The organism is Coleofasciculaceae cyanobacterium, assembly GCA_036703275.1.
Lineage (GTDB): Bacteria > Cyanobacteriota > Cyanobacteriia > Cyanobacteriales > Xenococcaceae > Waterburya.
The window spans coordinates 52,192-73,011 of sequence record DATNPK010000028.1 but is presented as its reverse complement, the minus strand read 5'-3'; the positions used below and the strand labels follow the sequence as shown (position 1 = coordinate 73,011).

Annotated in this window: 24 protein-coding genes and 1 tRNA gene; 22 read left to right on the top strand and 3 right to left on the bottom strand. The window is 39.7% G+C overall.

What is annotated here, in order from left to right; translation table 11 throughout:
- The first annotated feature begins 72 nt into the window (after nucleotides 1–72).
- The 5 genes from V6C71_07100 to V6C71_07080 all read left to right on the top strand — a co-directional run bounded on the left by V6C71_07100 (nucleotide 73) and on the right by V6C71_07080 (nucleotide 2,197).
- Complete coding sequence (locus tag V6C71_07100) at nucleotides 73–252, top strand: hypothetical protein (protein ID HEY9768263.1); 180 nt, start codon at nucleotides 73–75, stop codon at nucleotides 250–252.
- A 139-nt stretch (nucleotides 253–391) separates the two neighbouring features.
- Nucleotides 392–997: a hypothetical protein gene (locus V6C71_07095; protein HEY9768262.1), complete on the top strand. Its 606-nt coding sequence runs from the start codon at nucleotides 392–394 to the stop codon at nucleotides 995–997.
- A gap of 121 nt (nucleotides 998–1,118) precedes the next feature.
- On the top strand, nucleotides 1,119–1,352 hold the full coding sequence (locus V6C71_07090) for a hypothetical protein (protein ID HEY9768261.1): 234 nt from the start codon (nucleotides 1,119–1,121) through the stop codon (nucleotides 1,350–1,352).
- A 309-nt stretch (nucleotides 1,353–1,661) separates the two neighbouring features.
- A complete protein-coding gene (locus V6C71_07085) occupies nucleotides 1,662–1,901 on the top strand; it encodes a hypothetical protein (GenBank protein HEY9768260.1) in 240 nt (79 codons plus the stop codon).
- Nucleotides 1,883–2,197 carry a hypothetical protein gene (locus V6C71_07080; GenBank protein HEY9768259.1) on the top strand — a complete coding sequence of 105 codons (315 nt, stop codon included), beginning with the start codon at nucleotides 1,883–1,885 and terminating at the stop codon, nucleotides 2,195–2,197. The genes V6C71_07085 and V6C71_07080 overlap by 19 nt, the downstream gene beginning before the upstream one ends.
- A gap of 604 nt (nucleotides 2,198–2,801) precedes the next feature.
- Here V6C71_07080 and V6C71_07075 read toward each other — a convergent pair.
- A tRNA-Gly gene (locus V6C71_07075) sits at nucleotides 2,802–2,872 on the bottom strand.
- Between the two features lie 447 nt (nucleotides 2,873–3,319).
- Here V6C71_07075 and V6C71_07070 point away from each other — a divergent pair.
- Together V6C71_07070 and hpnH are read left to right on the top strand one after the other, a co-directional pair.
- Nucleotides 3,320–5,110, top strand: a complete 1,791-nt coding sequence (locus V6C71_07070) for a ShlB/FhaC/HecB family hemolysin secretion/activation protein (GenBank protein HEY9768258.1) — start codon at nucleotides 3,320–3,322, stop codon at nucleotides 5,108–5,110.
- Nucleotides 5,111–5,316: 206 nt separating this feature from the next.
- The gene (gene hpnH, locus V6C71_07065; GenBank protein HEY9768257.1) at nucleotides 5,317–6,333 is read left to right on the top strand and encodes an adenosyl-hopene transferase HpnH; all 1,017 of its coding nucleotides are present in this window, start codon (nucleotides 5,317–5,319) and stop codon (nucleotides 6,331–6,333) included.
- Nucleotides 6,334–6,339: 6 nt separating this feature from the next.
- Here the strand turns inward: hpnH and V6C71_07060 are convergent, their stop codons facing one another.
- Nucleotides 6,340–6,753, bottom strand: a complete 414-nt coding sequence (locus tag V6C71_07060) for a RidA family protein (protein ID HEY9768256.1) — start codon at nucleotides 6,751–6,753, stop codon at nucleotides 6,340–6,342.
- Nucleotides 6,754–6,919: 166 nt separating this feature from the next.
- On the opposite strand from V6C71_07060, the gene miaB reads away from it, so the two are divergent.
- Nucleotides 6,920–8,272 carry a tRNA (N6-isopentenyl adenosine(37)-C2)-methylthiotransferase MiaB gene (gene miaB, locus V6C71_07055; protein ID HEY9768255.1) on the top strand — a complete coding sequence of 451 codons (1,353 nt, stop codon included), beginning with the start codon at nucleotides 6,920–6,922 and terminating at the stop codon, nucleotides 8,270–8,272.
- Nucleotides 8,273–8,302: 30 nt separating this feature from the next.
- Here the strand turns inward: miaB and V6C71_07050 are convergent, their stop codons facing one another.
- Nucleotides 8,303–8,629 (bottom strand): MgPME-cyclase complex family protein, encoded by a 327-nt coding sequence (locus V6C71_07050; GenBank protein HEY9768254.1) that lies wholly within the window; start codon nucleotides 8,627–8,629, stop codon nucleotides 8,303–8,305.
- Nucleotides 8,630–8,948: 319 nt separating this feature from the next.
- Between V6C71_07050 and V6C71_07045 the strand changes: the two genes are divergently transcribed.
- The 14 genes from V6C71_07045 to V6C71_06980 all read left to right on the top strand — a co-directional run bounded on the left by V6C71_07045 (nucleotide 8,949) and on the right by V6C71_06980 (nucleotide 20,722).
- Nucleotides 8,949–9,428, top strand: a complete 480-nt coding sequence (locus tag V6C71_07045; GenBank protein HEY9768253.1) for a YbjN domain-containing protein — start codon at nucleotides 8,949–8,951, stop codon at nucleotides 9,426–9,428.
- A 143-nt stretch (nucleotides 9,429–9,571) separates the two neighbouring features.
- Nucleotides 9,572–10,357, top strand: a complete 786-nt coding sequence (locus tag V6C71_07040; GenBank protein ID HEY9768252.1) for a biotin/lipoate A/B protein ligase family protein — start codon at nucleotides 9,572–9,574, stop codon at nucleotides 10,355–10,357.
- A gap of 142 nt (nucleotides 10,358–10,499) precedes the next feature.
- Nucleotides 10,500–10,985 carry an allophycocyanin subunit alpha-B gene (apcD, locus tag V6C71_07035; GenBank protein ID HEY9768251.1) on the top strand — a complete coding sequence of 162 codons (486 nt, stop codon included), beginning with the start codon at nucleotides 10,500–10,502 and terminating at the stop codon, nucleotides 10,983–10,985.
- Nucleotides 10,986–11,214: 229 nt separating this feature from the next.
- Complete coding sequence (locus V6C71_07030) at nucleotides 11,215–11,709, top strand: hypothetical protein (GenBank protein HEY9768250.1); 495 nt, start codon at nucleotides 11,215–11,217, stop codon at nucleotides 11,707–11,709.
- A gap of 27 nt (nucleotides 11,710–11,736) precedes the next feature.
- Entirely contained in the window at nucleotides 11,737–12,177 is a 441-nt protein-coding gene (locus tag V6C71_07025) for a tetratricopeptide repeat protein (GenBank protein HEY9768249.1), read from the top strand.
- Nucleotides 12,178–12,668: 491 nt separating this feature from the next.
- A complete protein-coding gene (locus V6C71_07020; protein ID HEY9768248.1) occupies nucleotides 12,669–13,109 on the top strand; it encodes a hypothetical protein in 441 nt (146 codons plus the stop codon).
- Between the two features lie 178 nt (nucleotides 13,110–13,287).
- Complete coding sequence (locus V6C71_07015; GenBank protein HEY9768247.1) at nucleotides 13,288–14,523, top strand: MFS transporter; 1,236 nt, start codon at nucleotides 13,288–13,290, stop codon at nucleotides 14,521–14,523.
- Between the two features lie 536 nt (nucleotides 14,524–15,059).
- On the top strand, nucleotides 15,060–16,754 hold the full coding sequence (locus V6C71_07010) for an acetolactate synthase large subunit (protein HEY9768246.1): 1,695 nt from the start codon (nucleotides 15,060–15,062) through the stop codon (nucleotides 16,752–16,754).
- Nucleotides 16,755–16,926: 172 nt separating this feature from the next.
- On the top strand, nucleotides 16,927–17,448 hold the full coding sequence (locus V6C71_07005; protein ID HEY9768245.1) for a photosystem I assembly protein Ycf3: 522 nt from the start codon (nucleotides 16,927–16,929) through the stop codon (nucleotides 17,446–17,448).
- Nucleotides 17,449–17,588: 140 nt separating this feature from the next.
- Nucleotides 17,589–17,885: an Asp-tRNA(Asn)/Glu-tRNA(Gln) amidotransferase subunit GatC gene (gatC, locus tag V6C71_07000; GenBank protein HEY9768244.1), complete on the top strand. Its 297-nt coding sequence runs from the start codon at nucleotides 17,589–17,591 to the stop codon at nucleotides 17,883–17,885.
- 402 nt (nucleotides 17,886–18,287) lie between these two features.
- Complete coding sequence (locus V6C71_06995; protein HEY9768243.1) at nucleotides 18,288–18,683, top strand: hypothetical protein; 396 nt, start codon at nucleotides 18,288–18,290, stop codon at nucleotides 18,681–18,683.
- Complete coding sequence (locus tag V6C71_06990; GenBank protein HEY9768242.1) at nucleotides 18,656–19,096, top strand: hypothetical protein; 441 nt, start codon at nucleotides 18,656–18,658, stop codon at nucleotides 19,094–19,096. Before V6C71_06995 ends, V6C71_06990 begins: the two co-directional genes overlap by 28 nt.
- 133 nt (nucleotides 19,097–19,229) lie before the next feature.
- A complete protein-coding gene (locus V6C71_06985; protein HEY9768241.1) occupies nucleotides 19,230–20,024 on the top strand; it encodes a pantothenate kinase in 795 nt (264 codons plus the stop codon).
- Between the two features lie 86 nt (nucleotides 20,025–20,110).
- On the top strand, nucleotides 20,111–20,722 hold the full coding sequence (locus tag V6C71_06980; GenBank protein HEY9768240.1) for a chorismate lyase: 612 nt from the start codon (nucleotides 20,111–20,113) through the stop codon (nucleotides 20,720–20,722).
- Nucleotides 20,723–20,820 lie beyond the last annotated feature (98 nt).

Here is a 20,820-nt window from a genome sequence, read left to right as displayed (position 1 = left end):
ACGAATTCTCTGCGTCGGTGTGGGAACGCTTTACGTAGAGGTGGTGTAATCACAGAGAACGCTTATAACTTCATGCCTGAAAATTTAAACAATACTTCTAGAGTTGTTAACAAATTAGCAAAGGCTTCGGACACTTTGGATGCAATAGAAGATATTATTTCTAATACCTTAGATATTAAAGAAGAAATATCAGATATGAAGGAGAGTAGGAAAGAGTTTGATGATGCTAAAAAAGATTTAATTTCCAGGTAAAACTAAAGAAGAAATTGCTGCAAAAACTAGTGTTACTCAAAGTGCTACCCCTAATAAATTAGATGAAGAAAGGGCAAGACAAAAAGATGGCAATTATACAATAAAATACGATGCTTATAGTTGGGAATTAACCCCAAAAATGATACGTATTGGACACAACCGAAGAGTACGAAATTACTTTAAAGATGTAAAATCAGAGACTTCTAAAAATACGCGAAGAGAAGCTATAAAAACATCTTTGTTGGTAAGAGATGAAGACTCTGCTATAGAGACTCTCAATAATATGACTTATTTTGCCAACTACTTAGAGCAAGAAAACATTAGCTCTTATCCAGAAGGTTGGGAGATTAAGAAAGGACAAGATATTCCACAACTGGCTATTATCTATCGCGACATCAATAAAAAAAGCATATCTGGCAACTACACGCTTGTTATTCCTCACTTCAAGGGAACAAAAGCTCTTAGCATAACTAGCTATAGCAAGGGCGATCATTGGGCAAGGTGGATACTCAAAGATAACAGCCAAATTGTAGTCAACGGCAGTACTCAGGCTGAAGCTACAGGGGTTATCCGTAGACTGGAGCGGTACGTAGAGAACAAGTTCCAAACTAAAGAAGTACCCTGGCTAAAGTTTGGCGAATACTCTAGGGGGATTATCAAGAAGATTAAGGTAACTCCGATAAGAACGGACTACTATCCTGAAGGAAAGGTAAATTCTCTACCGGAATGGAGGAAGTATTTTTAGTTTGCTATAGGTTTAAATAGATCTGCGTACACATGTGTACGCAGATACACTATGCTCACTTTGAGATGATTTTGTAAGTTATTTTTGCAACTAAAAAAAATACATTTAGGTAACAATAAAAATGGCTGCAACAATCTCTTTAGCTTCTGCTACTTCGGAACAACAAGCTTATTTAGTAGCTCTAGAATTGCTGCAAAAATTAGAATTAGCTGTCTCCGCCGAAACTAGACCCAATAATACATCGATTACTTTTGATACTGAAGCGTCTACTGTAAGTTTAACTGTCAATTTAGATACTACTATGACTATTAGTAATGGAAGTGTCGTAATTGCTGCAAAACCCTATTTAGTCTAATTAATTAATTATTTATTTCTTTTGATTAACTAGAAAACAATGGTAACTCAAAAAACAGGCCTCAACAAAAAAGTGGCAGTTGGAACCCAATCAAGATTCAATCTCTGTACCAATTACTAGGTCAATATCAATTGAAGAAATTGTTAATGACTTTAGAGGATGTCTGAAAAGTCAAAATAAATGCGATCGCTGGCAAAAATCAGAAAAACTCTCGTTAAATTAAATTTGTCAATCGCTAAAAAGACAGGTAACAAGAGTTATGAATCAATCATATCGTACTGATTTAACAGATGAACCCGTGATAGAGTCATGCACGGGCATATAGCACTGTGCGCCATTCCAATCTACGGGAAAGAATACGAGATAAGACAGAAGGATAAAGACGGTAACTGGCTTGGTGTTAAGTATCAGCCTTCAGTCTACGAAAAAGCACTTTACGATAATATCTCTACTCATGAAGCCTTCTGGATACCCGAAGGTAAAGGTGTTAAAGGAGAGGTTAGCTTTATGCCTAAGGTATGTGCACAACAATGGACACTCCCACTTTAGATGGGATGGTAGCAGCTAACAGTAAGACTGAGATCGTAGATCTTAGTGGGAAGTTGCCTGAATACACCCTGCCTTACGGCAACGCTCAAAGGAAAAGTGGAGGGAAATCTTACGGGATGTCACCTGAGCAGAGGCTAACCTTTATCAAGCAACAAATTTGTGACGATATTGCAGCGTCAGGCTTTACTGTTGAGAACTCTTTACCATTGTTAATCAAGCAGGTAATAGCTGAAAATCCAATGGACGGGGATTTAGTTCAGATTTATTTCGATACGTTAACCGCTTGCACTAGATAACTATGGCTTACGACTACTCAGTTTTGTTTAACTCTGAGGATGGAGTAAGTGATACCTGGAGGGAGTTTTATGTGGACTCACAAACTTTCTCTTGGAATTTAGTGAACCCAGCACACGTAAAATTTAAAATACCCGTCTAAAAATCGATTTTTAGTGTAGCTCAGAAGATATTTAGACGGGCAGGAGAATAGACTTTTCAGAATAAGCTAAATTCTAAAAGTTAGTTTTTGGGGTTGATTGGCTCGAAAAATGCGATAATCACGAGTTGCTACTAAAGCTGTACTGGCATAAGAAAAGCTGATTATTGACTTGTTCTTGTACCAGTTTAAATAGAATCACCTGTTTTTTCGTTTCACTCAAAAAGCCTTCCCCGCAGTTAGTGAGTAAGATTCTTCATTTTTTACTCGCTTCTAAAAATGGAATAGCTCGATAAAAGTTTTCATGTTTATCTAACCGCTTAAATAATTGGGGTACGTAATATACCCTATTGACTCGCTCAATTGCCCTTGGTATTGTTGCTTTTGAGTAAGGATTGAGTAAAGGCTAAGCCTTTTGAGCTAAAGCTACAGGTGAGAGGATAGGGCTGAAGGAGTCTTGCGACTGAAGCGGATGAGGGGAATCGAACCCCTAGCTTTAGCTTGGAAGGCTAAGGTATTACCACTATACGACATCCGCAAGAGCGTATCATTTCTAATGACTTAGACATAGTAGCACAATTGATCTGAATAATGTCAAGGAGTTAAAAAAAAAGAAATTAAAGATAGACAAGCAAAATTTTGTTGCAAAACTTAAATTAGGGTTTGGTTTTGATAATTTCGGTTAATTAAAAGGATTTGCGGTAATTTAATCTTCAGCAATAGTGATAAAAACCTGAAAAAATTTTATCTGAAGTGTGAACGTAGTAAGCTAATAAGATTGTCTTTAATTTTAGTAAGACAAAAAGTTTTAATGACAATAAATTGTTGATTCGCTCTAGGAGATCGCTGAGATTGCACTTGTCAATTGTAACTAACTAGTCAAGTATTGATGTAATTAAACCAAAAAAGCTTAAGATCTTCCAAATTTGATAATTTTCCTGAACCAGTTTTTTAGGTTATTTGATTGCTCGATCTAAAAGATTTTATGAACAAGTATAAATTTTATCAACTGCTAGAATCAGCCTTGTTAATCCCAATTGTCATTCTCGCGCCAATAACATTGGGGAAGACACCTGCACAAGCAAATGTCGATCGGACTTTATACTTGGCTCAAACTTCTGATTTACCGCCAGGAACAAATATTGATAATCTGCCTCGCGTTCCTCTACCAGACACACAAAAAGATCCTGCAATTACTCCTTTGCCAGCAGTCGAGGATTTTTTAGATTCGCTACCCAACCAGTTGCCAGAAGGGAAAGTTCCAAAATCTGAGGTAGAGTTTGAAGTTAAACAATTTAAGTTAGAAGGCAACACTGTATTAAAAGAAGCAGAGGTAGAGGCAGTATTTAAAGAATATCGCGATCGCCCGCTAACTTTTGCCGCTTTATTAGAACTAGAAACTAAATTAACTAAGCTATATACGGCTAACGGCTATATTAACTCTGGCGTAGTAATTCCCGCCCAGAATATTAATCAGGGGATAGTACGATTACAAGCGATTGAGGGAAGAATTGAAACAATTAATGTTCAGATAAATGGACGTTTAAAAGAAAGCTATATTCGTTCTCGTTTGGCAAGGGGGGCTAAATCGCCGTTAAATATTGAGGGGTTACAAGAGGCACTGCTACTATTGCAGCTAAATCCTTTATTGGAAAGCCTTAACGCGGAACTATCTGTCGGGAGTAGTCGCGATCGCTGGACGTTAGATGTAGATCTTAATCAGGGTGATGCTTTTGACCCTGTGTTGTTGGTTAATAACAGCCGTACGCCCTCTGTAGGAAGCTTTCAACGGGGTTTAGAACTAAATCATTATAACGTTTTAGGCTACGCCGATCGCTTTAGCTTTGTCTTTAAAAATACCGACGGTAGTAACGATTTCGATACTAGCTATAGCATCCCCGTAAATTCTCTAGATGGTACGCTGGGCTTGCGCTACCGCTACGTAGATAGCGATATTATTGAAGAAGATTTTGCCGAAATAGATATTGAGTCCCAGACTGATGAATTTGAGCTTACCTTGAGACAGCCAATCTTACGTCGCGCCAATGCTGAATCGACTCAGGAATTAGCTCTCGGTTTAGAGTTTTCTCGTCAAACAAATGAAGTTACTTTGCCGGATCGACCTTTTCCCGAACTTTCTTTTGGGGCAGATGAAAATGGCGAAACCAAGATTTCTGCTCTGCGTTTTTTTCAAGACTGGACAAGACGCACTCGTAAGGATGTATTGGCAGTGCGATCGCAATTGAGCGCAGGAGTAGATATTTTTGATGCTACGGTAAATGAAGGTGCGCCAGATAGCAAATTTGTTGCTTGGCGGGGTCAGGTACAGTGGCTCAGACAGCTCGAATCCAGTTCCAATATTAATTTACTACTCCGTTCGGATATCCAGCTTTCTAGCGACGATCTTGTTCCTTTGGAAAGATTTAGCCTGGGCGGAGTTGAAAGCGTTCGGGGCTATCGGCAAGATGCCTTGTTGGGGGATAGTGGCGTGTTCGCTTCAGCCGAGGTCAGAATCCCTGTTTATCGTTGGCATAATGGGCAAAATAGCATCTCTGCTGTTCCATTTATCGACTTTGGCACAACCTGGAGTAATTTAGACAATTTAAATCAAGAAGAAGAGACAGTGGCATCATTGGGGCTAGGGGTAAAATTAGATTTAATTAATACCTTAAGTGCGCGCCTCGATTACGGTATACCTCTGGTAGAAGTCAGCGATAGTAACGATACTTTACAAGAGCAAGGGGTCTATTTCGCCTTAGAATATTTTCCTTTTTAAATATAACCATGCCCAGCATCATCTTCAAATTACTTGCTACTCGCTACTTGCTACTCGTAAATAGGCGATCGCTTTAAAATTAACGCTCTTTTAAGTCGTAGAAATGACTAACAAAAAATGTACCAGTAAATCTGAACGCAGTTTATTTCTAAAAAGCGTATTACAATAACCCGATAGAGATTTGGTATGTCTGAGGAGATAAAATCATGGCGATTCAACTTCAACAAGCAGTTAGCGTAGGAAAGTATCTCGTTACACAACGTTTGATGGGGCGTAAACACTTTCCCTTAGTCTTAATGTTAGAGCCTTTATTTCGCTGTAATTTGGCTTGTTCTGGCTGCGGTAAAATTCAGCATCCCACGGAAATATTAAAACAAAACCTGACCCCAGAACAGTGTTTTGCTGCGGCTGAAGAATGCGGTGCGCCAGTGGTTTCGATTCCTGGAGGAGAGCCTTTACTACATCCGCAAATAGATCAAATTGTCCAGGGGTTAATTCAGCGCCAGAAATTTGTCTATCTCTGCACCAATGGTCTGTTGTTAGAAAAGAGCCTCGCTAAGTTTAAACCTTCTCCTTATCTGACCTTTAGCGTCCATTTAGACGGATTGCGGGAACAACATGACCAGTGTGTCGATCGCCAGGGGGTTTTCGATCGAGCGATCGCAGCAATTAAAGCAGCTAAACAACAGGGTTTTAGGGTAACGACTAATACTACAGTGTTTGAAGGAGCAAATCCTCAACAAATGCAGGAGTTCTTCGATTTCTTAGACACTCTCGATCTAGATGGAATGATGGTTTCCCCTGGCTACAGCTACGAATGGGCCCCCAATCAGGATAGCTTTCTAAAACGGGAGCAAACCAAAGCTTTATTTAAAGAAATACTTTCTCCTTGGAAAACTGGGGCTAAAAAATGGAATTTTAACCATAATCCCTTGTTTTTAGAGTTTCTTATGGGCGATCGCGACTTTGACTGTACCCCTTGGGGTAGTCCTAGCTATAGCGTCTTAGGCTGGCAAAAACCTTGTTACCTATTAAATGAAGGTCATTACTCTAGCTATAAAGAACTAATTGCTAATACCCAGTGGAGTAACTACGGTAAAAAGAGCGGCAACCCTCAATGTGCTGACTGTATGGTGCATTGTGGATACGAACCTACCGCAGCTACTGCAGCAATGCAGCCTGAAAATATAGGTAAAGCAATTGGAGCATTGTTTGGAGGATAAGTTTTATTATTGATTACTGATTACTCCATTGTTATTAGTAATCACCGCGTCGGCTTCAATTTCTACGAGCATTCCTGGTGCAATCAAACGCTTAACTTCTACCATGCTGGTAGCGGGGCAAATATCAGCAAAGAATTCAGAATGTGCTTGACCAATTATTTTCCAGCGATCGATATTGGTAACGTAGATTCTGGTGCGGACTACATCCTCCAAACTTGCCCCTGCTAAAATTAGAGCAGACTCAATATTTTTAATTATTTGTTTGGTTTGAGTATAAGGATCGCCAAGACCGACAATTCTTCCTTGTTCATTAGTGGCTGTCGTCCCCGAAACATGAACATAGTTACCAATCTTAACGGCTCTGGAATATCCTACTGCATTTGCCCAAGGAGAGTTAATGCTAATATTTTTTCGTTCCACTATTTTAAAATACTCAATTTGAAAGAAAGTTTTATTAATAGATAAACTTTACTCTCTTTAGACCTGAATTTAGCTTTTGCTGATGAATTAGGTCAACGCTTGTTGTGGGACGTTTTAAACTAGTATAGTAGTTCTATTCCATTTTCTAGCTTTGGTTGATTAAGAAATGAATAACGCCAGCAAAAAATATAATATCGTTACCTTTGGTTGCCAGATGAATAAAGCGGATTCTGAGCGCATGGCTGGCGTACTAGAAAACATGGGTTATGAAGCGTCAGAAGATCCTAATTTAGCCGATCTGGTTCTCTATAATACCTGCACCATTCGAGACAATGCCGAACAAAAAGTTTATTCTTATTTAGGCAGACAGGCAAAGCGCAAGCACAAACAACCAGATTTAACCTTAGTAATAGCAGGCTGCGTTGCTCAACAGGAAGGGGAACAGTTATTGCGCCGTGTACCAGAGTTGGACTTGGTAATGGGACCTCAGCACGCTAACCGTTTGGAAGAGCTATTACAACAGGTGTTTGATGGTAGTCAGGTAGTTGCTACCGAACCGATTCACATTGTTGAGGATATTACCAAACCTCGTCGTGACAGTAACGTTACGGCTTGGGTAAACATTATCTATGGCTGTAATGAACGCTGTAGCTACTGTGTTGTGCCTAACGTGCGAGGAACAGAGCAATCTCGTACTCCCGAAGCAATCAAAGCCGAAATGGCAGAGTTGGGCAAACAGGGATATAAAGAAATTACGCTGTTAGGACAAAATATTGATGCTTATGGTCGAGATTTACCAGGAAGCACTCCAGAAGGCAGACATGAACATACATTGACGGATTTGCTATATTACGTTCATGATATTCCAGGAGTCGATCGCCTGAGATTTGCTACCAGTCATCCTCGTTACTTTACCGAAAGGCTAATTAAAGCCTGTAAAGAATTACCCAGCGTTTGCGAACATTTCCATATTCCTTTCCAGTCAGGAGATAATGATGTTCTCAAGGCAATGAAGCGGGGTTATACTCATGAAAAATATCGGCGCATTATTGCTAAAATTCGCGAATATATGCCAGATGCCTCGATTACTGCTGATGCCATAGTCGGTTTCCCTGGAGAAACAGAGGCGCAGTTTGCCAATACTTTAAAACTGATCGAAGACATCGAATTCGATTTGGTTAATACGGCTGCTTATTCTCCTCGTCCTGGTACTCCTGCTGCCCTATGGGACAATCAGTTGAGTGAGTCAGTTAAAAGCGATCGCCTTCAGCGTTTAAACCGCCTAGTATCTGTCTGCGCCGAAGCTCGTTCTCAGCGTTATTTAGGGCGGGAAGAAGAAATTTTGGTCGAAGCTCAAAATACTAAAGATCCAACTCAAGTTATGGGTAGAACTAGAGGTAATCGCTTGACCTTCTTCCCAGGAAACATCGAAGAATTGATGGGCAAAACAGTTAGAGTAAAAATCACCGAAATTCGAGCCTTTAGTCTAACAGGAGAAGCGATCGAGGTTTTGACATAAAAGTTAAGAGCTAAGAGCTAAGAGCTTATATCAAGCCATTGACAATGAAGCTAATGGCTCAGGTATACTCTCAGAAGGCGCTAAAAATTCTCCTGTAATCACATACTCCAACCTCAGCTTTAACCAGGTGGATAATTGCTTATTAGTGGTAATGACTGCTACGGCGGGTTGAGGAATCTTCGCCTTAATCCCCGCCATTTCTGGGACTTCTAAAAAGGCAGGTTGTTTAATCAACCAGAAGTCGATTTCTTTGTTTCGTTCTTGATAGTTACGAATTCGTTCTTCTATTACCTCTTCAAAAGGTTCTTCTTCCAGTAAAAACTTTTGGCTAGCAGCAACGTAATAGTAAGTAGTCATAGGAAATTTTAAAAGGCTATGGTTTTTTTAATGCAGATCTTGAAGAATTTTGGGTTGTCTGGTGTAACTACCTTTGCTGTCTGAATTTCTCAAGGGGAATAGGTAGCATAACTTATATTTAATTTTTCCATACCCTGGACACATCAGATCAAATCGACGTTTCAATACTTAACTATTTGCTACTTTTTAAATTAGAGGCGATCGCTTACGAATAACCTAACCTCATACAACGTTAAAATTAATAGGTGTAAAATTAGCGATAATCAACACTTGATGCTAAATTCACGATGTCGGCATTAATTTAACTATAGGAATAATTATGGTTAACCAAATTTCCAATTCAGAAGTAGATACCACTGCACAGGCTGTTGATAAGTTAATCGATGATAATTCTAGTCACAAAGAAGTTATTGAAACTGTAATTTCTAGTCTCGATCAAGACGATACGGCAATGGTAAGCCACACCGATCGGGGTAGCTTATGGAAGTTTAAGTATGGCAGTGTCGAGGTTTTCGTCCAGCTTACAGGAGAAACCGATGACGATCTTTTGACCGTCTGGTCTAGTGTTTTAAAATTACCCGCTAGTGATGAGCCTGGGTTGATGCGCCGTGTGCTAGAAATGAACTGGACAGGCACTTTTGAAACTTGCTTTAGTATCCATGATGACAATGTTATGGTATCTTCCCAGCGCACCGTTGCTGATATGTACCCAGGCGAAATTTCTCGCTTAATTACTTTGGTTGCTAATATTGCTGACGATAATGATGAGGCTTTAAAAGAAGAGTTTGGCGGCTCGTAGTTTTTCTGGTAAGTAACTAGAAAATATGGTTGGGTTAGGCTTTTTTGGTTAACCTTCTTTTTGAAAACAGACTCCAAACGCTAACCCAACCTGCTAATTAAAGACACGATCGTCAACGATTTTTCGTCGTTGTTCATTTTCCCATGAATTTTACCTGGCGTTACCTACCGCCGATTAAAGCATCAGGAGAGATGCAGATGGCAATCGATCGCTATTTATTAGAGCAACACCGCCAAGGCAAACATCCTCCGACACTGCGATTTTATACTTGGCAACCCGCTACTATTTCTTTGGGTTATCACCAGCAAAAATATCCCGCTGCTTGGCAGGATTTAACTTGGCAAGGGCAACCATTAGAATTTGTGCGTCGTCCCACAGGTGGTAGAGCCGTATTACACCAAGGGGATTTAACTTATGCGATAGTGACTTCTATTCCTCCTGGAAAACGCTTGGAAGTATATAAACAAATATGTCAGTTTTTAATTACGGGTTGGCGATCGCTTGGTGTAGACTTAGACTACGGTAAGGCTACTAAAGAATATATTCAGCATCAGAATTGTTTTGCTACTGCCACGGGTTCAGATTTAATTACAGCCAAAGGTAACAAAGTTATTGGTAGCGCGCAGCTACGTCGGGGAAAGACAGTTTTACAGCATGGCTCGATGATTCTAAATACAGATCAAGATTTATATCAGCAAGTATTTGGAACTGATTTAAAGCAAAATTTATTAGAGGTTATTTCGCCCAAAAAAAATCGCTTAACTAGTTACAGCGATTGTTATCCCACTGTTAAAATAATAAAAAGCTTAACTCAAGCTGCGATCGCAATTTTTAAGATTGATTTAGTAGAACAACCTTTGTCTACTAAGGAATGGCATGATATTGCCAACACGCGAGTCCTAAAGGATACACCTTCGGATATGGAATAAGCGCAACAGCTTTGTGGATGGGTTGCCCTCTGCAGGCGACTGTTGTAAGAAGCTGGGGTTTCCTCAGCATTTCCTCCCGTCAATGATTTCTCTTGATTGAGATACTACGATTATTAAAGTTAATTAAACCTATTCAGATATTATGAGCATAGTTAGTCAAGTCATTCTTAAAGCCGATGACGAGCTGCGCTACCCTAGTAGCGGTGAACTAGAAGGCATTAAAAACTTTTTAACCACTGGCGAAAAGCGAGTACGGATTGCCGAAGCTTTAGCAGACAACGAAAAGAAAATTGTCGATAAAGCTGGGAAGGCTTTGTTTAGAATGCATCCCGAGTATCGTGCTGCTGGTGGCAATGCCTCAAACCAAAAACAATATAACCAATGTCTCAGAGATTTTGGCTGGTATTTGCGTCTTGTTACCTATGGTGTCATGGCAGGAGATAAAGATCCAATCGAAAAATCTGGCTTGATCGGTGTAAGAGAAATGTATAATTCCCTCGAAGTGCCTGTACCTGGAATGATTGATGCCATTCGCTGTTTGAAAAATGCAGCTATAGATCTTCTCGGCAAAGAAGATGCTCAACAAGCAGCTCCTTACTTCGACTACATCATTCAAAGTATGTCCTAGTCAGAGATTATCTCGTAACGGTACTGATTCACATCAGACGTAAATAGGTAATTGATAATTGGTTTCAAGCGATATATTGCGATTCTAGATGCAAAGGTAAGTAGATGCGGCTCAAGCTTTTGTGTCGTCGCGCTTAGGTTCTACTCTCAGAGTAACTGCATTGATCGGCGATCGCAGTACAATATGTTATCTGCTTGTGATTGATTGTCAATTATCTATAATTATTTTCATGGTTCGGCTCAACAAAAATCCTCGGTTTTTTTTAATCTTTTCCCTTGTGTTGTTCCTCTTGACCTATGGAATAGAAGGTTGGTTATATGGTTTTTGGATGAATAGATTTTTAAAGCAAGAAAGTCTATTGATTCAGTTTACCGAACCAGCTCGCTTTGCCGTGCTTTATGTTAGCGCAGTCATCGGTATTTTACTTTTAGTGATTATTTTCACTTCTCCTATATCTTTAGTGACCATCGGTTTAGACAACTGGCTAAAATCTGACACTAGAGCTTTTTTATCTATTTTTATCGGCGCTTTTGCCTTTGCAATTCTAGTCCAGCGAGTAGATTATTTTGCACGACTTTTGGTCTTAATTTCGGCGCTTTTTCTGCTAAAGTTAGACCTACAGTTGGTCGGCTGCAACCGTTGGCTCAGCTCACTTATTATAGTAATCCTCTGTTGGTTAGGATTTACTGGAGGTATACTGACTTTCTATGAGTGGAACTTTTGAAGGATCGAGGGTAAGAAATAAAATTTTATGAGTAAAAAAACCAGTAAAAAAACTAAAACAAGCAAAACACTGTCCCGTATTGTTACTATAGTTCTGGGTTTAGGGTTTGCTGGTTCGACATTAGCGATCGCACTCAGCAGCGTTTTTAGTCAAAATAATTATAGTGCTGCAAATTCTGGCAATACAGACGATGCTCCCGTCGCAGAAGAACAGATCGAGCTACAGATTGATGGCTATGAAAAAGTATTAGAACGAGAACCCAAAAATGTTACTGCTCTAGAAGGATTAGCCCAAATTTATCTTCAAACGGAAGATCCCAAAAGAGCCATCCCTACTCTAGAAAAACTAGTCGAATATTACCCAGAGCAACAACAATACGCTGGCATTCTACAGATAATTAAACAGCAGGAAGCTAAACAACCAGCAGCGACAAAAGAAAAATCCCAGACAACTAAACAAAGCGAATAATTGATCGGCAATAAAGCGATCTCTTTCGTTATATAAATATCGCGATCGAGGAACGACTAAAGTTAGCAATCGCATTGATGCCCATGTACCGAGTCTAGGCAGAGGCAGGAACCATATTCAGCGAAACGCCAGTATGTCTGGGTTTAATTTTAAATTTTCTGCCTCAAGATCTTTGCCGTCTCAATAAACTTGATGGGCGTAGGTTTTATGCAGCAGCCACATCCCGGTATTAGTAACACGCTCACATTTTTGTTCGTGCAGTATTTTTGCCATCGCAAATACTCGCTACTTTATCTTCAAAACGTCTCATAATGTGCGTCTTGTTACTATGAGCAAAAAAAATTGCGATAAATGTGTATTTAGATACTAGTGGCTGTATTTTGTCAATATATTTTTGCCATAATAGTTAATATGGTTAATGTTCGTAACCTTTTTTAACGCAAAAGAATTAGTAATTTTTGGTCTTTAACAAAACATACATAATAAAAATCATGGGATTAATACAGGGTGTAACTGTTCAAACGATTAAATCTATCCAAGGAGGTATGGCAGAATTTTATACTCCTCAGTCAAGTGACGAAACTATGGTGGTGAAAGTACCTGCTAGGACGATTGATGACCTATTTGTTCATAAGCATCAGACCGATCAGCTATTAGTAGTTAGAGGCAGTTTTGTACTGGTAGTTTTATACGATCGCGCCTATCAATACATACCTTTAAGTGAAGATTTTCCCCAAGTAGTGACTATTCCCAGAGGAGTTTTGCACGGTTCGATTAATCTTAGCGATCAAGATTGTTTACTGGTAAATGCGGTGTTGCGACATGGTGAACCAACTGAAAGAGATTATCAGCCATTAGCTAGACCTTTTCCTTACGACATTGAAAAAGCTAGACTGAGCCTGCAAGATATATCAGCAAAAGCAGTAGCGTAATACTTAATTAATAATTGAATAATTTTGTAGTGATTTTCATTAAGATAGATCGCTCAATTTAATGATGAATTTTATTTGAGTCCTGATTCGCGATCGCCTAATTTTTGACATACTTTAGATAGTTTTGGCATTAGGATTGTAACGATATACTCGAAACTCAGTCCTTCAAATTCCATTAATGAAAAGCTCTAACTGGCGCGATAAATTCGATTTGCCTCCTTTATTTTGGCTAATTGCGCTGATCGCCCTGATTAACTCAATTAGCTTTACAATTATTATTCCGCTGCTCTATCCCTATGCAAAACAGTTTGGGCTAAGTGATTTTCAAGCAAGTTTATTAACTACTTCTTTCGCCCTGTCGCAGTTTTTCGGTACTCCTGTCTTAGGTAGGTTATCCGATCGCCTGGGTCGTAAATATATTCTGGTATTTAGTTTGGCAGGAACGATGGTTGCCAATTTATTAGCTAGTGTAGCGGGGGTTGCTTGGCTGTTATATACGGCGAGAATGCTAGATGGTTTGACCGGGGGGAATACTTCAGTAGCTAGTGCAGTAATTAGCGATATCACTACTCCCCAACAACGACCTAAAGCCTTTGGTATCTTTGGAGCGACTTTTCGTTTAGGGTTTGTGATCGGCCCTGTTTTGAGTTATTTAGCTCAACAGTTACCAACGTTGCCAGGAATTTCTTCTTTGGGGATGAGTTTTTTGATTAGTGCGGCGATCGCCGCTTTTGCTTCTTTATTAACTTTATTTTTCCTTCCCGAAACCACCTCTCACCAGGAAAGCTTCAAATTAAGCTGGGATGATTTTGCCTTTGGTAAGATTGCTAAGTCGGCAACTAGACCCAAGTTAGGGCAGCTGTTTATCCTGACGTTTCTTAGCGGTAGCACTTTTACAATTTTCACCTTTGCCTTTCAGCCATTCTTTCTCAACGTTTTAAACCAGGATGCTAAGGGTTTGGCAATTATGTTTGCTTTAGTAGGCATTCTAGGCTTTATCTCTCAGGTATTTGCTCTAGAGCCTTTAAGTAAGAAATTTAATCTGATTAATATTATTGCCGTTTCACTGGCGTTGCGGGGGGTAACTTTTTTGTTGATGCCAACGTTTCCAACTTATTGGGCATTTGTAATTATTTTGGTGATGTTTGGGGTGGTCAATTCTTTCGCCATGCCGTTAATTGATACGGTATTGTCGCTTAATTCTCATGCCAAAGAACAGGGAGAAGTCCTGGGCATAAATTCATCCTATCTAAGTATGTCTAATGCGATCGGTCCTGTAATTTCAGGCTTATTAGTCAGCATAAATTACACTGCTCCTTTGTGGATTACAGGCGGGTTGACTATTCTGGTTGCTGGTTTTGCCTTCAGGCTCAAGTCTCAGTTTAGATGCAATAAAGCAGTGATGAATGGCTAGCGCCAAAGCGATCGCTCTGGTAATTTTTACTTAGAATGCAGATTATTTGAGATTAAATCAACTCAAGATTTGAGCCGTTTAATTTCTATTTTATTGATGCTGACTTTACAGACTTTCAGGGCATTTGTGATTATTTTGGTTATATTTGGAGTGAAGGATTATTTCCTGATGCCTTTGATTGAGCGGGTATTGTCGCTTAATTCTAATGAGAAAGAATAAAAACAAGTTTTGGAGCCAAATTTATCCGATTTTAAAGATGTTTAGCGCGATCGCTTTGGTAATTTCGGGCTGAATTAGTTAGCCTGAATTATATCACCCCGCTGTGAATTACCGCGATTAACTATTATTGGTTGCTGGCTTAGCTTTTAATCATCGGTTTAGAGGAATAAACATAAGAATAGGCAGTTAATTGTTGATGGTAGATAATCTAAAAATTGAGTTAAGGTTGAACTTAATTTTTAAGTCAGAAAATGATTAGAATTATCTGCAAAATATTAGTTACAAATAATACATGAGTTGGTAATAATAATAGTCTGGTGAAAAAATTAACAACCGATAAGCGGAGTACTGAGGTAATGGACGAGTTAAATGTGGCAGAGGTTTTAGTGCACTGTTTGGAAAGCGAAGGGGTAGAATACGTCTTTGGTTTGCCAGGAGAAGAAAATCTACACGTCTTAGAAGCACTAAAAGATTCATCAATTCAATTTATCACAACTCGTCACGAGCAAGGTGCTGCTTTTATGGCAGATGTTTATGGCCGTCTCACAGGTAAGGCAGGAGTCTGTTTGTCTACTTTAGGGCCTGGGGCAACTAACCTGATGACAGGAGTTGCTGATGCTAATCTTGATGGTGCGCCTTTAGTCGCAATTACAGGGCAAGTAGGAACAGATCGCATGCATATTGAATCCCATCAATATCTTGACCTGGTAGCAATGTTCGCTCCGATCACTAAATGGAATGCCCAAATTGTTCGCCCCGATAACACTGCCGAAGTTGTGCGCAAAGCTTTTAAAGTTGCCCAAGCCGAAAAACCTGGTGCTGTTCATATTGATTTACCAGAAAACATTGCTGCAATGTCTTTAAATAGTAAGCCTTTGTTGCGAGACAACCGTGAAAAGACTTATGCCTCGACTCGCAGCCTTAATGCTGCTGCTGCTGCCATATCTAAAGCCAAAAAACCGATGATTTTAGCTGGAAACGGCGTAATTCGAGGTTGTGCTAGTGAAGCCCTAACTGAATTTGCCACTCAATTAAATATTCCAGTTGCCAACACCTTTATGGGAAAAGGGGCAATTCCCTATACTCACCCTCTGGCTTTGTGGACGATTGGATTACAGCAGCGGGACTTAATTATCTGTGCTTTTGAAGAAGCAGATCTGGTGATTGCAGTTGGTTATGACCTAATTGAATATTCTCCTAAAAAATGGAATCCCGTCGGTGACAAGCAGATTATCCACGTTGACGAAAGCAGATCGGAGATCGATAGTAGCTACATTCCAAAGGTAGAAGTAATTGGCGATATTTCAGATTCTCTTAATGATATTGTTAAACGTTGCGATCGCTCCTGTAAAGAAACTCCGATGGCAATAAGTAACTTGCGGAGCCAAATTAGAGAAAACTACGAACAGTACGCTAATGATGATGGTTTTCCCGTTAAGCCGCAAAAGATTATCTACGATCTCCGCCAGGTCATGGCTCCAGAAGATATTGTTATTTCTGACGTAGGGGCGCACAAAATGTGGATGGCGCGCCATTATCACTGTGACTGTCCTAACACCTGTATTATTTCTAATGGCTTTGCAGCAATGGGTATTGCCATTCCAGGGGCGATGGCAGCTAAGTTAGTTTACCCTGACCGCAAAGTTGTCGCCGTGACTGGCGATGGAGGCTTTATGATGAACTGTCAGGAATTGGAAACTGCTCTAAGAGTTAAAACTCCTTTTGTAACTTTAATTTTTAATGATAATGGCTATGGCTTAATCGAATGGAAGCAAATCAATCAGTTTGGTCATTCCACCTCGATTAGTTTTGGCAATCCAGACTTTGTTAAATTTGCCGAAAGTATGGGACTTAAAGGCTATCGAGTCGAATCGGCTGCCGATCTAATTCCTACTTTACAAAAAGCTTTAGCAGATGATGTACCTGCAATCATTGACTGTCCTGTGGACTATAAGGAAAATTTACGATTTTCGCAAAAATCAGGACATCTCAGCTGCAATATCGAGCTCTAGCTCTAAAAAGGTACGAGAATGTAAGAGGGCTAGTTACTGGTTACTGTTTCTGGCTCTTTCGCAGATAGATCGACTTCGTAAAGTTACAACTAAATGTAACTTATAGTTTTTGACTGGTGTTTGAGGTTAATATTTATTTAGCTATATTAGATTGATTTAAGAACTAATATTTATGTCACGTACTCAAAGAAACGATAACTTCGTAGATAAAACTTTTACCGTCATGGCAGACATTATTCTCAAAGCTCTGCCTACCAATAAAAAAGCCAAGGAAGCCTTTGCCTATTACCGCGATGGAATGTCGGCTCAGGGCGATGGAGAGTATGCAGAAGCTCTAGAAAACTATCAAGAGGCGTTGACTCTGGAAGAAGATCCTAACGATCTCAGCTATATTCTTTATAATATGGGCTTAATTCACGCCAGTAATGGTAGTATCGACAAAGCGATCGAGCTATACACTGAAGCGATCGACTTAAATCCTCGAATGCCTCAGGCATTGAATAACGTTGCGGTTATTTATCATTACGAAGGAGAAAAAGCCAAGGAAATAGGGGATGTCGAAAAGGCAGAGTCTTATTATGACAAGGCGGCTGAATATTGGAAGCAGGCGATCCGAATTGCGCCCAATAACTATATGGAAGCTCAAAACTGGCTCAAGATTACAGGACGTTCTGAAATGGATGTATTCTTTTAAAAAGTTATCAGCTAATAGCTATTAGCTATTAGCTTAATACAATGTCAAGCCTTTAATTGCTCTTGAGGCAAATAGGCTTTATTCAGTTTAAATATTTAAGTATTCGATATTAACAAACTAAACAAACTAGTAATCAAAATATGATCGATCGCGCAGAAGTAAGAAAAGTTGCTAATCTAGCTAGGCTTGATATTACTGAGGCAGAAGAGGCAGAATTTACGACTCAACTTAATAGCATCCTGGAGTACTTCGATCAGTTGAGCGAATTAGATACTACCGATGTTGCGCCAACTACGAGAGCAATTGAAACCAGCAATATTACTCGTGCCGATCGGTTGATTCCCTTTGCTGATAAAGAAGAATTATTGAAAGCTGCGCCCGAACAACAGGGCGAATTCTTTCGCGTGCCTAAAATTATTAGTACCGACGAACAATAATGAGGATCTGTGAATTGATCTAAGTATAGCGATCGCTAAATTATTTTAATTAATCCCGATACATTTGAATCCTTAGTCACAATTTTTCGTAGGGCGTTTGTCCGTGCATGATAAGCTTCGAGACCGAAGGGAATCCTTTAGGGCAAATGTGACCGAAGGGCGGAGTGCGGTTTATCCGTGAATCCGCGATTGGCTTTAGTATAAGCTCCGCGTCGCAATTACTCCCTTACAGAGTTTTATTGGTGGCTAATTTCCTTTCTAGATATTGATAAAGTTTTGGGGAATATACATCTTCTCTTGATAAGGTGACGGTTTAGGTTGAATACTTTGGATAACATACCCAATCTAAAAATATCAAGGTTTAATAATGAATGATCGATATTAAATTTATAGACTTCTATTATGTCCGCAGGGTCTTTCAAACAAGATGGTTTAGGCTGGCGTTTCAACCTGAGCCAACAAAAATTTAGTGAATGGATTGAATACCAGACTTCTCAACTAAACGTTAATTGGGACTTGCAATCTTTTCAATCTACGCTGCTATGGCAAATTATTAAGTTTTGCCTCTGGTCGATAATTGCGATTTTATTTGTTTGGATAACTTGGCAACTATGGTTACTATTGCGTCTTTACTGGAAACGTTGGCAACGTCCGAACGATCGCTATTCACCACTCGATTCACCGATTAATACTCCGCAATTATCCGCAGCAGATTGGGTAGAGCGATCGCAAACCGCCAGAATTGAGGGCAACTATCGCTCTGCAATTTTTTGTCTGTATCAGGAGAAGATGTCTTAAGTTATCTGGCTCAAACCCCTTGGTTTTTACTATTTATTCAAGGGATTATTATGGCTAGTATCTCTGCTGCTTCTGGCTTTCGCCGCTTTGGTCAACCTCTCATTCCTCAAACGGCGATCGCCGATAATAGTACAATTTATATTGATGCTTTAGCTGGAGTATTGGCAAAAGCCAACAGCACTGATTTTGTCGTTGAGGCGATCGCTAAAGACGAACGACTTAAGTTACAAGCATTTCTTGGTCTAGGAAAATATTTGGTTGATGAAGAAAACTTAATTGCAGCCTGGAAGCAACAAAAAAATCAGCCAGTAGAGGAGTTGAGCCAACTTTTGCAGATTCATCAGGCTAACAAGAAAATTAGTGATGCTCAATTAATTACTTGGATTCAAAAATGGCCAAAAATTAATCGCTAGTTAGATTCAATCAAATAGTTCAAAAAGATAGGATTAAATTAATAATGCTTTACACCGATGCTCAAGAGAATCAAAACAAATACTGCCATCAAATTTTTAAGCAGGGACTATATAGACAAGAACTTTAACAGTTGTGGAAAATAAGTATATTTGGTTAGCATTAGCAATTGGTAATTCCAGATTGCACTGGGCATGGTTTAAGCGTCACACTTTAATCGAGACTTGGAGTACTCCGCACCTATCCAATGCAATCAAGTCAGATCGACTACCGCCGCTGTTTTTATCTAGCAATTTAATTAAGCAAGGTTTAACTAATATTCCCATCTATCTAGCTTCGGTGGTGTCTGGGCAAACAGAACTTTGGCAAAATTATCATAAATTAAATTTAATCAGCTTAGAAGATATCAAATTGTATAATGCCTATCCCACCATGGGAATCGATCGCGCTTTGGCAGCCTGGGGAGCGCTCATAACTTACCATCGACCTTGTTTAGTAATTGATGGGGGAACAGCCTTAACCTTTACAGGAATTGACGAACCAGGACAACTTGTCGGAGGAGCAATCTTACCTGGTTTGCGATCGCAATTAACCACCCTGAAGCAAAAAACCGCAGCACTACCAGAAATAGACCTTCCTGATACGTTACCGCCACGCTGGGCAACAAATACCGAGCAGGCGATCGCTAGTGGTATTATTTATACAGCGATTTTTGGTATTCATGGTTATATTGTTGATTGGCTCAAGCAGTTTCCTAATGGCTCAGTGATTTTTACGGGAGGAGATGCCGAATTACTCTCTCAATATTTACATCTACAGTTTGCCGAACTTGCCCAACAGACAAAAATTGACCATAATCTAGTATTTTGGGGGATGAGATTAATTTATGCGCAGCAGAGGCAGAGGCGATTCGCGGATAAATCCGATTAATTCTTATGAATTGGCCGAAAAACCAGAAATTTTTCACAAAGAGCGTTACGATCTTTATTAACAATAATAAACTTTTGTAACTAAACGTGACTGCAACTCAACCATTCAATCTCTATACTACCCCTGGTAGCTGGCACTCTCTCAAGCCAATTTGGTCGGGAGACAAAGAAACTGTGCAGCAGGGACTACCCCACGAACAGCTAGCACCTACTTGGCAAATGCTTTTGCTGGGAGATGGTTCACCGACTCATTTGTTGCAGTTACTAACAGGAGAACGAACCGAGGTAGACGTGATTGATATGTCTTTGATCGGCAAGCGAGATGATGGCGCACCAGAGGAGATTGAAGTCATTACCGAACCTCGATTAAGAAGACAGGTGTGGTTGCGAACTGAATCAGGACAAAGATTGGCTTATGCTGCTTCTTGGTGGAATGGAAGTAACGTAGATGATTATCTCCAAAATCGTTCTTTACCTGTATGGCGGAGTCTTTCAAACTTGCATACCGAACTATATCGAGATGTGCGAGGAGTTTATTGTGGGCATTGTCCCGAACTAGAGTTGGCATTCGGGCAAAAAGCACCATTTTGGGGTCGTCATTACCTATTTTGGCACGATCGCCAGCCTTTAACCTTAATTTATGAAGTGTTTTCTCCCTATCTACAAAAATATCTGGGTGAGATGAGTCAAAAATCTTAATAACAAGAAATCTAAAGTCTTTGTTAGTTCTTGACTCTGTTTTTACTTGCTGTATTCTATACTGCCAAGAGGTGCAGGAACGTCATGCACTCTAATTA

Coding starts and splice junctions, on each gene's coding strand:
- gatC (HEY9768244.1), top strand. CDS start 17,589: ATGATCGATCGCGCAGAAGTAAGAAAAGTTGCTAATCTAGCTAGGCTT.
- V6C71_06995 (HEY9768243.1), top strand. CDS start 18,288: ATGTCCGCAGGGTCTTTCAAACAAGATGGTTTAGGCTGGCGTTTCAAC.
- apcD (HEY9768251.1), top strand. CDS start 10,500: ATGAGCATAGTTAGTCAAGTCATTCTTAAAGCCGATGACGAGCTGCGC.
- V6C71_07080 (HEY9768259.1), top strand. CDS start 1,883: ATGGACACTCCCACTTTAGATGGGATGGTAGCAGCTAACAGTAAGACT.
- miaB (HEY9768255.1), top strand. CDS start 6,920: ATGAATAACGCCAGCAAAAAATATAATATCGTTACCTTTGGTTGCCAG.
- V6C71_07090 (HEY9768261.1), top strand. CDS start 1,119: ATGGCTGCAACAATCTCTTTAGCTTCTGCTACTTCGGAACAACAAGCT.
- V6C71_07100 (HEY9768263.1), top strand. CDS start 73: ATGCCTGAAAATTTAAACAATACTTCTAGAGTTGTTAACAAATTAGCA.
- V6C71_07020 (HEY9768248.1), top strand. CDS start 12,669: ATGGGATTAATACAGGGTGTAACTGTTCAAACGATTAAATCTATCCAA.
- V6C71_07085 (HEY9768260.1), top strand. CDS start 1,662: ATGCACGGGCATATAGCACTGTGCGCCATTCCAATCTACGGGAAAGAA.
- V6C71_07095 (HEY9768262.1), top strand. CDS start 392: ATGATACGTATTGGACACAACCGAAGAGTACGAAATTACTTTAAAGAT.
- V6C71_07070 (HEY9768258.1), top strand. CDS start 3,320: ATGAACAAGTATAAATTTTATCAACTGCTAGAATCAGCCTTGTTAATC.
- hpnH (HEY9768257.1), top strand. CDS start 5,317: ATGGCGATTCAACTTCAACAAGCAGTTAGCGTAGGAAAGTATCTCGTT.
- V6C71_07050 (HEY9768254.1), bottom strand. CDS start 8,629: ATGACTACTTACTATTACGTTGCTGCTAGCCAAAAGTTTTTACTGGAA.
- V6C71_07015 (HEY9768247.1), top strand. CDS start 13,288: ATGAAAAGCTCTAACTGGCGCGATAAATTCGATTTGCCTCCTTTATTT.
- V6C71_07045 (HEY9768253.1), top strand. CDS start 8,949: ATGGTTAACCAAATTTCCAATTCAGAAGTAGATACCACTGCACAGGCT.
- V6C71_07025 (HEY9768249.1), top strand. CDS start 11,737: ATGAGTAAAAAAACCAGTAAAAAAACTAAAACAAGCAAAACACTGTCC.
- V6C71_07030 (HEY9768250.1), top strand. CDS start 11,215: ATGGTTCGGCTCAACAAAAATCCTCGGTTTTTTTTAATCTTTTCCCTT.
- V6C71_07005 (HEY9768245.1), top strand. CDS start 16,927: ATGTCACGTACTCAAAGAAACGATAACTTCGTAGATAAAACTTTTACC.
- V6C71_07040 (HEY9768252.1), top strand. CDS start 9,572: ATGAATTTTACCTGGCGTTACCTACCGCCGATTAAAGCATCAGGAGAG.